Annotated in this window: 7 protein-coding genes; all 7 read left to right on the forward strand. The window is 57.6% G+C overall.

The annotated features are described in order from the left end of the window. Window positions 1-9: 9 nt before the first annotated feature. The 7 genes from RCF31_RS17205 (at window position 10) to RCF31_RS17235 (ending at window position 13,885) form a co-directional block, all read left to right on the forward strand. Window positions 10-198 carry a toxin-antitoxin system HicB family antitoxin gene (locus RCF31_RS17205; RefSeq protein ID WP_299460147.1) on the forward strand — a complete coding sequence of 63 codons (189 nt, stop codon included), beginning with the start codon at window positions 10-12 and terminating at the stop codon, window positions 196-198. Window positions 199-489: 291 nt separating this feature from the next. Beyond that, entirely contained in the window at window positions 490-1,626 is a 1,137-nt protein-coding gene (locus RCF31_RS17210; RefSeq protein ID WP_416411797.1) for an efflux RND transporter periplasmic adaptor subunit, read from the forward strand. Window positions 1,627-1,635: 9 nt separating this feature from the next. Continuing rightward, on the forward strand, window positions 1,636-4,770 hold the full coding sequence (locus tag RCF31_RS17215) for an efflux RND transporter permease subunit (RefSeq protein WP_299460153.1): 3,135 nt from the start codon (window positions 1,636-1,638) through the stop codon (window positions 4,768-4,770). After that, entirely contained in the window at window positions 4,760-6,166 is a 1,407-nt protein-coding gene (locus RCF31_RS17220; RefSeq protein WP_299460155.1) for an efflux transporter outer membrane subunit, read from the forward strand. The genes RCF31_RS17215 and RCF31_RS17220 overlap by 11 nt, the downstream gene beginning before the upstream one ends. Before the next feature lie 140 nt (window positions 6,167-6,306). Further along, complete coding sequence (locus tag RCF31_RS17225; RefSeq protein WP_416411798.1) at window positions 6,307-7,563, forward strand: MdtA/MuxA family multidrug efflux RND transporter periplasmic adaptor subunit; 1,257 nt, start codon at window positions 6,307-6,309, stop codon at window positions 7,561-7,563. Continuing rightward, on the forward strand, window positions 7,560-10,787 hold the full coding sequence (locus tag RCF31_RS17230) for an efflux RND transporter permease subunit (protein WP_416411799.1): 3,228 nt from the start codon (window positions 7,560-7,562) through the stop codon (window positions 10,785-10,787). Before RCF31_RS17225 ends, RCF31_RS17230 begins: the two co-directional genes overlap by 4 nt. Next, window positions 10,784-13,885 (forward strand): efflux RND transporter permease subunit, encoded by a 3,102-nt coding sequence (locus RCF31_RS17235; protein WP_416411800.1) that lies wholly within the window; start codon window positions 10,784-10,786, stop codon window positions 13,883-13,885. Before RCF31_RS17230 ends, RCF31_RS17235 begins: the two co-directional genes overlap by 4 nt. Window positions 13,886-13,888 lie beyond the last annotated feature (3 nt).

A 13,888-nucleotide genomic window follows, 5' to 3' on the forward strand; every position in this document is an offset into this window, starting at 1 on the left:
CGAAACCCTATGCCAAAAATCAAAGACCGAACGCCAAAAGGCGAAGGCCGCTCGGCGGCATTTCAGCTACGTATTCATCCGGAATTGCATGATCAGTTACGCGCGCTAACCGATGATGACAACGTGACCTTGTCTTACTGGTTAAAGGATTTGGCACGGCGTGAGCTACGCCGTCGCGGGATAGAACCGAAAGGTTAACAACGCGCGATAAATCGCGCCGCTACATATGTGGGTGCAAAGTTTAGCAGTGGCGCTAACCAACGCAGTTACCGTAGCGGCGCGATTTATCGCGCTTAAGCCTTTTCAAAAGGCCGAAAACCCGCAAAAAGCTAAAAAACACAGCGATTTATCGCACGAAAGGTTTACCATTTTCGTTTCGAAAATATGTTTTACGCAACCTTAACAGCTGTGTAGTTGCACCCTGCCTACAATGACTTTCCTTGAGAGTAATCATTCTCATTACTTTTACCCATCTTGTTGAGAAAAACTATGCGCCTGAAACTTCTTTCTGCCAGCGTCGTGTTTTTACTGGCAGCCTGTGATCAGGGCGGAGCTACACCCGCCGCGTCTGCGACGCCGCAAGTCGGCGTCGTCACCCTGAAAACTGAGCCTGTCACGCTGGTGACGCAACTGCCTGGCCGCACCACGGCGGTAAGAACCGCTCAGGTGCGTCCGCAGGTCAGCGGTGTGATCCAAAAAATACTTTTCACCGAAGGGGGAGAAGTGAAAGAGGGTCAGCCGTTGTATCAAATCGACCCGGCCACGTATAAAGCCTCTTATGACAAAGCCATGGCGACCTGGCAAAACGATGCCATGCTGGCGAAACGCTATCAGCCACTGGCGGCCGCCCACGCCATCAGCCAACAAACCTACGATGATGCGGTGGCGGCCGAGCGCGAAGCGAAAGCCGATGTGGAAACCGCCAAAGTGAATCTCGACTACACCCTGGTGAAAGCACCGATCTCCGGTCATATCAGCCGTTCGATTTACACCGCCGGTGCGCTGGTCACTGACGGGCAAACCGATTATCTCGCCACCATTACCCAGCTTGATCCCATCTATGTCGATGTGAATCAGTCGTCAACCGATCTGCTGCACCTGCGCCGCGCGCTGGCTGACGGCAAGATCGCGAAGATCGACGATAACACTGCCGCCGTGGGCCTCTCGCTGGAAGATGGCAGCAAATATGGCGCGCAGGGCAAACTGGCCTTCTCGGAAGTGAATGTGGATACCGCCACCGGCACCGTGGTGCTGCGCGCGGTGTTCCCGAACCCGAAAGATGAGTTACTACCGGGGATGTATGTGCACGCCAGCTTCCCGCAGGGCGTCCAGCAGCAGGGCATCCTGGTGCCGCAGGAATCTATCATGCATGACACCAAAGGCCAGCCTTACGTCTATGTGGTGAAAAGCGATAACACCATTGAGCAGCGCAGCATCAGCACCGGCGAGATGATCAAAGGGGAGTGGCTGGTGACCGGAGGCCTGAAAGAGGGCGAGAAGGTGGTGGTAAACAATCTGCAAAGTGTACGCAGCGGCGTCAAAGTGACCACCACGGCGGCCGATACCAATGACACGCCTTCCGCCAATGCCGTCAGCCTCTCCATGACTGATGCTGCGGCACAATAAGGGGGCGTAATGTCTAAGTTTTTTATTGAACGCCCGATATTTGCGTGGGTGATCGCGATCATTGTGATGCTGGTGGGGGCGATTGCGACGCTCAAACTGCCGGTTAACCAATACCCCGATATCTCACCCCCGGCGGTGTCGATTTCCGTCACCTATCCCGGTGCCAGTGCCGAAACCACGCAAAACACCGTGGTGCAGGTGATTGAACAGCAACTTAACGGCCTGGACGGTCTGCGTTACCTCGAATCCAGCAGTGCATCCGACGGTAGTGCGCAGATCATCGCCACCTTCAACCAGGGGATTAATCCGGATATTGCGCAGGTACAGGTGCAGGATCGCGTTTCTCTGGCGGAGTCGCAATTACCGACCGATGTGACCCAGCAGGGTATCCGCATCCGTAAGTACCAGAAAAACTTCATGATGGTGGTTGGCCTGATTTCGAAAGATGGCAAGCTGACCAACGGTGACCTCGCGGATATGCTGGTCTCCAAACTGGAAGACCCGATTTCACGTACCCCAGGTGTCGGTGACTTTATGGTGCTGGGTTCCGAATACGCCATGCGTATCTGGCTCGATCCTGCCAAATTGTACAAATACAACCTGATGCCGAGCGATGTCAGCACCGCGATTGATAATCAGAACGTGCAGGTGTCTTCCGGTTCGCTGGGCGGTCTGCCGACCATTCAGGGCGCAAAAACCCAGGCAACGGTACTCGGTAAAACCCGTTTCACCACGGTGAAACAGTTTGAGAACGTGCTGCTGAAAGTGAACAGCGATGGCTCTCAGGTGCGCCTGAAAGATGTGGCGTCGGTAGCACTGGGGCCACAAAGCTACGGCATTGACGCCACGCTCAACGGCAAACCGGCGGCAGGTATCGCGTTGCGTCTGGCAACCGGTGCCAACGAGCTGAACACCGCGAAAGCGGTCCGTCAGACGATTGCCGATTTGAAAGAGTCGCTGCCGGATAACGTGGAAGTCACCTATCCCTACGACACCTCACCGGTGGTGAGCGCGTCGATTGAAGAAGTGGTGAAAACGCTGATCGAAGCCGTGGTTCTGGTGTTCTTCGTGATGCTTATCTTCCTGCAAAACCTGCGCGCGACCATGATCACCACGCTGGTGGTGCCGGTGGTTCTGCTGGGTACTTTCGGTATCCTTGCGGCCTTCGGCTACAGCATCAACACCCTGACGATGTTCGGGATGGTGCTGGCGATAGGGCTATTGGTGGATGATGCCATCGTAGTGGTGGAGAACGTCGAGCGTGTGATGCACGAAGAACGGCTCGATCCGAAAACCGCCACCATCAAATCGATGCAGCAAATCCAGGGGGCGTTGTTCGGTATCGCGCTGGTGCTGTCGGCGGTCCTGCTGCCGATGGCGTTCTTCGCTGGATCAACCGGGGTTATCTATCGTCAGTTCTCAATCACCATTGTGTCAGCGATGGCGCTGTCGGTGATTATGGCGCTGATCTTCACCCCGGCGCTGTGCGCCACCCTGCTGAAAGCCAGTTCGGCCGAGCACAAAACCACCGGGTTTGCCGGTTGGTTTAACCGCAAGTTTGATAGCGGTGCGATGCACTACACCCGCGGCGTGAGTAAAGTCATCTCGCGGCGCGGGCTGTTTATGGTGGTGTATCTGGTGATTGTCGGGGTAACGGGCTTTCTGTTTACCCGCGTACCGACCACCTTCCTGCCCAATGAAGACCAGGGCCTGATGATGGTGCAGATGACCCTGCCGGTAAACGCCTCGTCGCAGCGTACCCAGCAGGTGATCAACGACCTGAATGATTACCTGCAAAAGAACGAAGCTTCCGTGGTCACCACCACCTTTGGTGTGGCGGGCTTTAACTTTGCCGGTCGCGGTCAGAGTAACGCCATGGCGTTTGTGCGTCTGAAAGACTGGGGGGAACGAACCCATAGTGGCCAGAGCGTACAGGATTTGGCCAACCGGGTAATGGCGCATTTTGCCAATTACAAAAACGCCAAAATCTTTGCCATGGTGCCGCCTGCGGTGATGGAGCTGGGTAATGCCACCGGCTTTGACCTCTATTTGCAGGATACCGGTGCGCACACCCATCAGCAGATGATGGATGCCACGCATCAGTTAATTGCCCTGGCGAACAAAGACCCGCGTCTGGCTCAGGTACGCATGAATGGCCTGGAAGATGAGCCGCAGTATCAACTGGAGATTAATGACGAAAAAGCCAGCGCGCTCGGCCTGAGCATGACCGATATCAACAACACCTTGTCGGTGGCCTGGGGCTCCAGCTATATCGACCAGTTCATGTACAACGGCCGTGTCAAAGAGGTGTACCTGATGGGGAAAGCGGATTCCCGCGTGACGCCGTCTGACCTCAATAAATGGTACTTCCGCAACACCAGCGGCACCATGGTTCCATTCTCCGCCTTTGCCTCCGGTAAATGGGTGTATGGCTCGCCGCATTTCGAACGCTTTAACGGCCTGACGGCGGAAGAGATCCTCGGCTCCCCGGCTCCGGGTAAAAGTACCGGTGAAGCGATGACAGCAGTTGAGGAGCTGGCGAAGCAGCTGCCGAGCGGTTTCCGCGTGCAGTGGTACGGCATCTCTTATGAGGAGCAGGCATCAGGCAACCAGACCACTCAGCTGTATGCCATCTCGATTCTGGTGGTGTTCCTGTGCCTGGCGGCGCTGTACGAAAGCTGGTCGATTCCGTTCTCGGTGATTCTGGTGGTGCCGCTTGGCGTGCTGGGCACCATCTGCGCGGTGTTGCTGCGTGGCTTGCAGAACGATGTGTTCTTCCAGGTAGGGCTATTAACCACCGTCGGGCTGGCGGCGAAGAACGCCATCCTGATTGTTGAATTTGCGAAGGAACTGCACGAGCGGGAAGGCAAGAGCCTGGTGGAAGCGGCGGTGGAGGCAGCCAGGCTGCGTATCCGCCCGATCATCATGACGTCAATGGCCTTTATCCTCGGCGTGCTGCCGCTCACCATCTCTAACGGTGCGGGCGCGGGTAGCCAGCACTCCATCGGTACGGCGGTGGCTGGCGGGATGATTACCGCGACCTTCCTCGCCATCTTCTTTGTGCCGATGTTCTACGTGGTGGTGTCGCAGTTCTTCGCGCGTAAGAAAAACGCATCCGCAGAGGGGGTGCAGCATGATAACTAAAACCTTTAACTGGGCGCTGCTGCCGCTGGCCGCTGCCCTGGGCTTAACCGGCTGCACCATGGAGCCGCATTATCAGCGCCCGGCGATGCCGGTGGATGCCCATTACGATCAGCCCACCGCAGTGGGCAATGTGGCGGATTTGCCGTGGCAGAATTTTTTCACCGATGCCACGATGCGTAATCTGATCCAGCTTTCACTCGATAACAACCGCGACCTGCGCGTCGCGGCCCTCAATGTCGAAGAGGCGCGTAACGATGTCACGGTGCAGCGCGCTGCGCTGATGCCGTCAATTGACGCCACGGCCAGCCAGACCTCGGCTCATGAGCCGGGCAATCTGTACAACACCAAAACCACCGGTCCGATCACTTACCACGAGCTGAACGCCGGTCTGGGCGTCACCTCATGGGAACTGGATTTCTTTGGCCGGTTGCGCAGCCTGCGCGATCAGGCGCAGGAAACCTATCTCTCGACCGCAGCAACCGAGCGTGCCACCCGGATCTCGCTGATTTCGGAAGTGGCCACTGCCTGGCTGACCCTGTGTTCAGATAACGATCTGCTGCATCTGGCGCAGCACACCGCCCAGAGCCAGCAGGATTCGTACCGGCTGACCAAAATGAGCTATGACGGTGGCGTCAGCAGCGACCAGGACCTGGCCGAAGCAGAAAGCACGGTGCGTGCGGCCGAGGCGGATGTCGCCAGCTACACCCGTCAGGTACGCCAGGATGTGGATGCGCTGCGTCTGCTGGTGGGCACCGATCTGCCGGTGTCGCTGCTGTCCCATGCGTCGCTGGATGCCAACTGGCAGTTCCCGGCCACACCAGCCGGATTGCCGTCAGATTTACTGACGCGCCGCCCGGATGTGATGGCTGCCGAACATACGCTGAAAGCCGCTAATGCCAATATCGGTGCAGCGCGCGCGGCCTTCTTCCCGAGCATTACGCTGACGGCATCCGGTGGCTCCACCAGTAGCTCGCTTGGCAGCCTGCTGGGTGGCGGTACCGGTGCCTGGTCGTTTGTCCCCTCGATTAACCTGCCGATTTTTGACGGCGGCAAAAACGAGGCTAACCTGAACATCGCCCATATCGAAAAACGCATTGAGATCGCCAACTATGAGAAAGCGATCCAGACCGCGTTTAAAGAAGTGAACGATGCGCTGGCCGGTCAGGACACCTGGCAGGATCAAATGACGGCCCTGCAAAAAGAGGTAGGTGCGAATCAGCGCGACTACGACTATTCTGAATTGCGGTATAAGCAGGGCGTTGATAATTATCTCAATGTGTTAGTGGCTCAACGTTCTCTTTACAGCGCACAACAAACGCTGATTAGCGCGCATCTGGGCCAGTTAAGCCAGAAAATCACGTTGTACAAGGCACTCGGCGGCGGCTGGAAATCCTGAGGATCTTAACGATACCCTTACGGTTTGAGCATGGAATAAAATATGTATTTCAGCCGATAATACGCGCAGTAATGATTTACCTTTGAAATAATCCCCTGTTTTTCAGGGGATTTTCCATTTATCTGAGACCTAAAAACTCAATGAAGACCAACGCTCCTCGATCCGCTTTCTCTCGCTGGCTGAAATGGCTGCTCCTGTTAGTTGTGCTGTTAATTGTGGCTGGCGTGATCTGGCGCGTAGTCGGTGGACGCGGGGGGATGCCGCCAGGCGGAATGCCGCCGGGTGGTGAACACGGTGGGCGCAGTGGTCACCGTGCCGCCGGTGGCCCGCCGGGCATGGCGATGATGATGGGGGGGGCGACCCTGGTGCACAGTGGCGTTGCCACCACCGCCGATGTGCCGGTGTATCTGAATGCGCTGGGGACGGTGGTGCCCAATGCCAGCGTGACGGTTACCAGCCGGGTGGCGGGTCAGCTGGATAAGGTGTACTTCACCGAAGGACAGAAAGTGCAGGCGGGCCAGCTGCTGGCGCAGATCGATCCGCGCAGCTACCAGGCGACGCTGGCGCAATATCAGGGCGATCTTAATCAGAACCAGGCGCTGCTGAAAAGTGCCGAACTGACGCTGGCACGCTACAAAAAACTCTACGCGCAGGACTCACTGGCGCGCCAGGACCTGGATACCCAGATGGCGACCGTTGGCCAGTATCGCGGTGCGGTGGCAGCGGATGAAGCGCAGATCGCCAGTGCAAAATTGGATATTGAATACGCGCGCATCACCTCGCCGGTCAGCGGCCGCGTGGGCCTGCGTCTGGTGGACCCGGGCAATATGATCCAGACCACCGATACCACCGGTATCGTGGTGGTGACGCAGATGCAACCGGCAGCAGTGACCTTCAGTGTGCCGCAAAGCAACATTCCGCAGCTGACCAAAGCGCTGCACAACGAGCAAAGCCTGCCAGCAACGGCGTTTGATCAGGACAACACCACGGTGCTGGCGCAGGGTGAAGTGAGATATATCAGCAACCAAATCGACACCAGCACCGGCACCATCGAGCTGAAAGCCAGTTTCCCCAACCAGGACGAGTCGCTGTTTGCCAACCAGTTCGTCAATCTGCGCCTGCAAACCGACACCCTGAAAAACGCCACGGTGATCCCGGCCCAGGCGTTGCAACTGAGCAGCGATGGCAGCTTTGTGTTTGTCATCAATAAAGACAACACCGTGACGCGTAAAGCGGTCACCACCGGCCCGACCTTTGGTGAAGATCTGCAGGCGATCCTGAAAGGGGTAGAGCCGGGCGAACGTCTGGTGACGGAGGGCATCGATCGTCTGACCAACGGCAGTAAAGTGACGCTGGCCGATGAGAGCAAACCGACTGCGACCACCGAGGCCAAATGAATCCGTCACGCCTGTTTATCCAGCGGCCGGTCGCCACCATCCTGTTGATGGTGGGCGTGCTGATCGCCGGGATCTTCGCTTATAAATTCCTCTCCACCTCGGCGTTGCCGCAGGTGGACTATCCGACCATTCAGGTCACCACGCTGTATCCGGGTGCCAGCCCGGACGTGATGGCCTCATCGATCACTTCGCCGCTGGAGCGGCAGCTGGGGCAGATGGCGGGTTTAAGCCAGATGACCTCCACCAGCTCCGGTGGGTCCTCAATCATTACGCTGAAGTTCAGCCTTGATCTGTCGCTGGATGTGGCGGAACAGGAAGTGCAGGCGGCGATCAATGCCGCGAACAACCTGCTGCCGAGCGATCTGCCTAATCCGCCGACGTATAAAAAGGTCAACCCGGCAGATACCGCGGTGATCACCCTGGCGGCCAGTTCCGATACCCTGCCGCTCACCGAAGTGCAGGATCTGGTCAACACCCGCGTGGCGTTGAAATTGTCGCAGATTTCCGGTGTTGGTATGGTGACGCTGGCGGGCGGACATCAACCGGCGATCCGTGTCCAGATGGATCCGAAAGCACTGGCGGCGCATAACCTGACGCTGGAAGACGTCAACACCCTGATCGGCAACAGCAACGTGAACGGCTCAAAAGGCGGCTTCGACGGCAAATACCATTCGGTCACCATCGACGCTAACGACCAGCTGCGCACCGCTGAAGAGTACGGCAACCTGATTATCACCTATCAGAACGGTGCCGCACTGCGCCTGAAAGATATTGCTCATATCGAGCAGGGGCCGGAAAACAGCTTCCAGTCGGCGTGGGCGAATAACAGCCCGGCAATTGTGATTAGCGTACAGCGCCAGCCGGGGGCAAACGTCATTCAGGTGGTGGATGCCATCAAAGCCAAACTGCCCACGTTGCAGGCGGCGTTACCGGATGGCGTGAAGATGACCATCCTCTCCGACCGTACGCAAACCATTCGTGCTTCGATCAGTGACGTGCAGTTTGAGCTGATGTTGTCGGTGGCGCTGGTGGTGATGGTCACCTTCCTGTTCCTGCGCAATATCGCGGCGACGCTGATCCCCAGCGTCGCGGTGCCGCTGTCGCTGATTGGCACCTTCGGTGTGATGTACCTGGCGGACTTCAGCCTGAACAACCTGTCGTTGATGGCGCTGACCATCGCCACCGGCTTCGTGATCGACGATGCGATTGTGGTGGTGGAGAATATCTCGCGACGGCTGGAAGAGGGCGAAACGCCGATGCAGGCGGCGCTGAAAGGTTCCCAGCAAATTGGCTTCACCATTATCTCGCTGACCTTCTCGCTGATTGCGGTGCTGATCCCACTGCTGTTTATGGGCGATGTGGTCGGGCGTTTGTTCCGCGAATTTGCCATCACCCTGGCGGTGTCGATCCTCGTCTCGATGCTGGTGTCGCTGACGCTGACCCCGATGCTGTGTGCTTATCTGTTGCAGCATATCCCGCCGGAAAAACAGTCGCGTTTCTCACGCAAAGGCGGCGAATTTTTTGACAAGCTGGTGCGCGGCTATGACCGCATGCTGACTATCGTGCTGAATCACCAGAAGCTGACGTTGCTGGTGGCGTTGGCGACGTTCGCGCTGACGGCGGTGCTGTATCTGGTGATTCCGAAAGGCTTCTTCCCGACCCAGGATACCGGCCTGATTCAGGGCGTCACCCTTGCCTCGCAGGATGTCTCCTTTAGTGAAATGTCGAAAAGGCAGCAGGCACTGGCAAAAGTGATCCTGCAAAATCCGTCGGTGGAGAGCCTGTCCTCGACCATCGGCATCGACGGCACCAATACCAGCCTCAACAGCGGCAGTATGCAGATCAACCTCAAGCCGTTTGGCGAGCGTGATGACAAAGCCGATGTGGTGATTAAACAGCTGCAACAGGCGGCGACCCAGGTGACGGGTATCCAGCTTTATTTGCAACCGGCGCAGGATTTAACGGTCAACGACCAGGTCACGCCGAATCAGTATCAGTTCACCCTGGACGATGCTGACAGCGAAAACCTGGTGAAATGGACGCCGCAGCTGATTGCCGCCTTGCAGAAACGCCCGGAATTTAATGGTGTGGTGAGCAACTTACAGGATCAGGGCCGCGTGGCTTATGTGGAACTGAACCGTGATAAAGCAGCACGCTACGGCATTACCGCCTCTGACGTCGATACCGCGTTGTATAACAGCTTTGGTCAGCGTCTGGTGTCTACCATCTTTACCCAGGCGAACCAGTATCGCGTGGTGCTGGAAGTGGCACCCACTTATCAGCAGTCTCCGGCATCGTTCGATGATGTCTATCTGCAACCGTCGACCAGCAGCAGCGACAGTAGCAGCTCCACGACCACCACCAGCAGCTCGTCCAGCAGCAGTAGCTCCAGCTCCAGTTCATCGGACAGCTCCAGCAGTTCGACCTCATCCAGCACCAGCAGCACGACTGGCATGGTGAAACTGACCTCGATCGCCACCATCCATGAGCGCACCGGTTCTCTGATGCATATGCGCCTCAACCAGTTCCCGGCGGTGATGGTGTCGTTTAACCTCAACAGCGGTTATTCACTGGAAGATGCGCAGCAGGCGATTACCGAGGTGACGCAGCAGCTGAATCTGCCGTCGAGTATCACCCTGCGTTATCAGGGGGAAACCTCAGCGTTCCAGAGTGCCACCGGCAACACGCTGTGGCTGATTCTGGCGGCGCTGATCACCATGTATGTGGTGCTGGGCATTCTGTATGAAAGCTTTATTCATCCGGTCACCATTCTCTCCACACTGCCGTCGGCGGCGGTGGGGGCGCTGCTGACGCTGCTGCTGGCCGGTAGCGAGTTCAGCCTGATTGCGTTGATCGGGGTGATCCTGTTGATCGGCATCGTGAAGAAGAACGCCATTATGATGATCGACTTTGCGCTGGAAGCGGAAAACAAGCAGGGGATGAGCCCACGCGATGCGATTCATCAGGCGTGTCTGCTGCGTTTCCGTCCGATTATGATGACCACCATGGCGGCGCTGCTGGGGGCATTGCCGCTGATGCTGGCCTCCGGTTCTGGCGCTGAGTTGCGCCAGCCGCTCGGCCTGGTGATCGTCGGCGGGTTGATCGTCAGCCAGGTGTTGACGCTGTTCTCCACCCCAGTGATTTACCTGTGGTTTGATGGCTGGGCGCAGCGTGGCAAGCGTTTTGTGCAGCGTAAACAGCAGCAGGCGCGAGGCGAGCAATGAATCTGACGCGGCTGTTTATCTTCCGCCCGGTGACCACTCTGCTGCTGACGCTGTCGATCATGCTGCTTGGCCTGTTGGGCTACCGGCTGCTGCCGGTGGCTCCACTGCCGCAGGTGGATTTCCCCACCATCATGGTCAGCGCCAGCCTTGCCGGGGCCAGCCCGGAAACCATGGCGGCCACGGTGGCGACACCGCTGGAACGCTCGCTCGGGCAGATCGCGGGCATCACCGAGATGACGTCGAGCAGTTCGCAGGGTTCCAGCACCATCATTTTGCAGTTTGAACTGGATCGCGATATCAACGGCGCGGCGCGTGATGTGCAGGCGGCGATTAACGCGGCGCGCAGTTTGCTGCCAAGTTCGATGGAATCGCTGCCGACGTACCGTAAAGCCAACCCGTCCGATGCGCCGATTGTGATGCTGGCGCTGGTCTCCGCCACCCGAACGCCGGGTGAGCTCTACGACCTGGCGGAAAGTAAGATTGAACAGGCGATGAGCCAGGTGCAGGGCGTTGGTGAAGTGTCGCTGATGGGCAGTGCGCTGCCTGCGGTGCGCATCGATCTGCAACCGCAGAAGCTGACGCAATACGGTATTTCACTGGATACGGTGCGTAGCGCCATCGCCGACAGCACCACCAACCTGCCGAAAGGGATTTTGCAGGGCAGCAGCCAGTCGTGGCTGGTGGACAGCAACGGACAGCTGGATAAAGCGGCACAGTACCGCAATCTGATCGTCAGCTATAACAACGGCAAAGCGGTGCGTTTGCATGATGTCGCGACCGTTTATGACTCAATCGAAGATAAATACCAGGCCGGTTTCCTCAATGCCACGCCGTCGGTGATGATCGGTATCACGCGTCAGGCCGGGGCTAACATGCTGGATACCATTGATGCCATCAAAGCGCAGCTGCCGAACCTGGAAAAAGATCTGCCCGCCGATACCCAACTGAAACTGGTGGTGGACCGTTCCCCGACGGTGCGCCAGTCGTTGTATGACACCGAAGAGACGCTGTTGATCGCCGTGATGCTGGTGATTGCGGTGGTGTTTGTCTTCCTGCGCAATGTGCAGGCGGTGGTGATACCGGCGCTGGCGCTGCCGGTGTCGCTGATTGGCACCTGTGCGGTGATGTATCTGCTGGGTTACAGCCTCGATAACCTGTCGCTGATGGCGTTGATCATCTCGACCGGCTTTGTGGTCGATGATGCGATTGTGGTGCTGGAAAACATCACCCGCCATATCGAAGAAGGGTTAAGTCCGCTGCGCGCCGCGCTGCGTGGCGCGCAGGAAGTAAGTTTTACCGTGCTGTCGATGACCATGTCATTGATTGCGGTCTTCATCCCGATTCTGCTGATGGGGAGTATCGTCGGCCGTCTGTTCCGCGAGTTTGCCGTGACGCTTTCCATCTCGCTGCTGATCTCGATGTTTGTCTCACTCAGCCTGACGCCGATGCTGTGCGCGCGGCTGCTGAAACCGAAGCCGAAAGTCAGCAAACGCCCGCATCCGCTGTATCAGTTTATTGAAAACCAGCTGAATGCGCTGCTGGCTGGCTACTCGCGTGGTCTGGCCTGGGTGCTGGCGCACCAGAAAATGACTATGTTCAGCTTGCTGCTTACCGTGTTGCTGAACCTGTTTTTGTATTCGGTGGTGCAGAAAGGCTTCTTCCCCAATCAGGATACCGGGCTGCTGATGGGCGCGTTGCGCGCCGATCAGAACATCTCTTTCCAGGCGATGAAGCCGAAGATGTTGCAGTTTACCAAAATCATCGAGTCTGACCCGGCAGTCGAAAGCGTGATGTCGTCGATGGGCAGCGGCATGTTTGGTTCGCGTAACAGCGCCAACTTCTTTGTGCGACTGAAGGATTTTGATAAGCGAACCGCGACCGCCACCGAAGTGGCCAACCGCCTGAGTATGAAGACCAGCCATATTGCCGGGGGACAGATGTTCCTGATGGCGGCGCAGGATCTGCATATTGGTGGCCGCAGCGCCAACGCCACTTATCAATACAGTTTGCAGGCCGACGATCTGGATGTGCTGCGCACCTGGACGCCGAAAGTGCAGGCGGCGCTGGCGGCGATCCCGCAGCTGAACAGCGTGGATTCCGACTCGCAAACCGGCGGCCAGGAAGTGGTGATCAATATCGATCGCGACCGGGCGAAGATGCTCGGGGTTAACGTACAGATGATCGATACCATGCTGAACAACTCCTTCAGCCAGCGGCAGATTGCCACGCTGTACCACACGCTTAACCAGTACCATGTGGTGATGTCGTTGCAGGACAGCTACACCCGTGACCCGAATATCCTGAAAGAGCTGTTTGTCGTCAATGACAGTGGCGACCGGGTGCCGCTCTCAGCCTTTGCCACTTTTGTCGGCGGCAATGCACCGCTTTCGGTGGCGCATCAGGGGCAGTCTGCTACCAGCACCATCGCCTTCAACCTGAATGACGGCGTCTCGCTGGAACAGGCGCAGCAGCTTATCAAGCAGGCGATGGCGAAACTGGGGCTGCCTTCCAATATTCAGGCGGGCTTTGCCGGGACTGCCGCCGCGTTTTCTCAGCTGACTGCCACCATGCCGTGGCTGATTCTGGCGGCGCTGGCGGCGGTGTATATCGTGCTCGGCGTGCTGTACGAAAGCTATATCCACCCGCTCACCATCCTTTCTACGCTACCATCGGCGGGCGTCGGTGCCTTGCTGCTGTTGCTGCTGACGAATACGCAACTGACGGTGATCGCGCTGATCGGCATTATCCTGTTGATTGGTATCGTGAAAAAGAACGCCATTATGATGATCGACTTTGCCATCGACGCTGAACGCCGTCAGGGCATGACGCCGCGTCAGGCGATTACTCAGGCCTGCCTGATGCGCTTCCGTCCGATCATGATGACCACGCTGGCGGCCTTCTTCGGCGCACTGCCGCTGGCGCTGGGCAGCGGTGGCGATGCCGACCTGCGCAGCCCGCTTGGTCTGGCGATTGCCGGTGGCCTGGCGCTCAGCCAGTTGCTTACTTTGTTTACCACGCCGGTTGTTTATCTCTGGCTCGATAGTCTGAGCCGCGCCACCAAACGTCAGTGGCGGCGGTTGCGTCATGCGGAATCCTGATCC

It is taken from the genome of Pantoea sp. App145 (assembly GCF_047947045.1).
Taxonomy (GTDB): domain Bacteria; phylum Pseudomonadota; class Gammaproteobacteria; order Enterobacterales; family Enterobacteriaceae; genus Pantoea.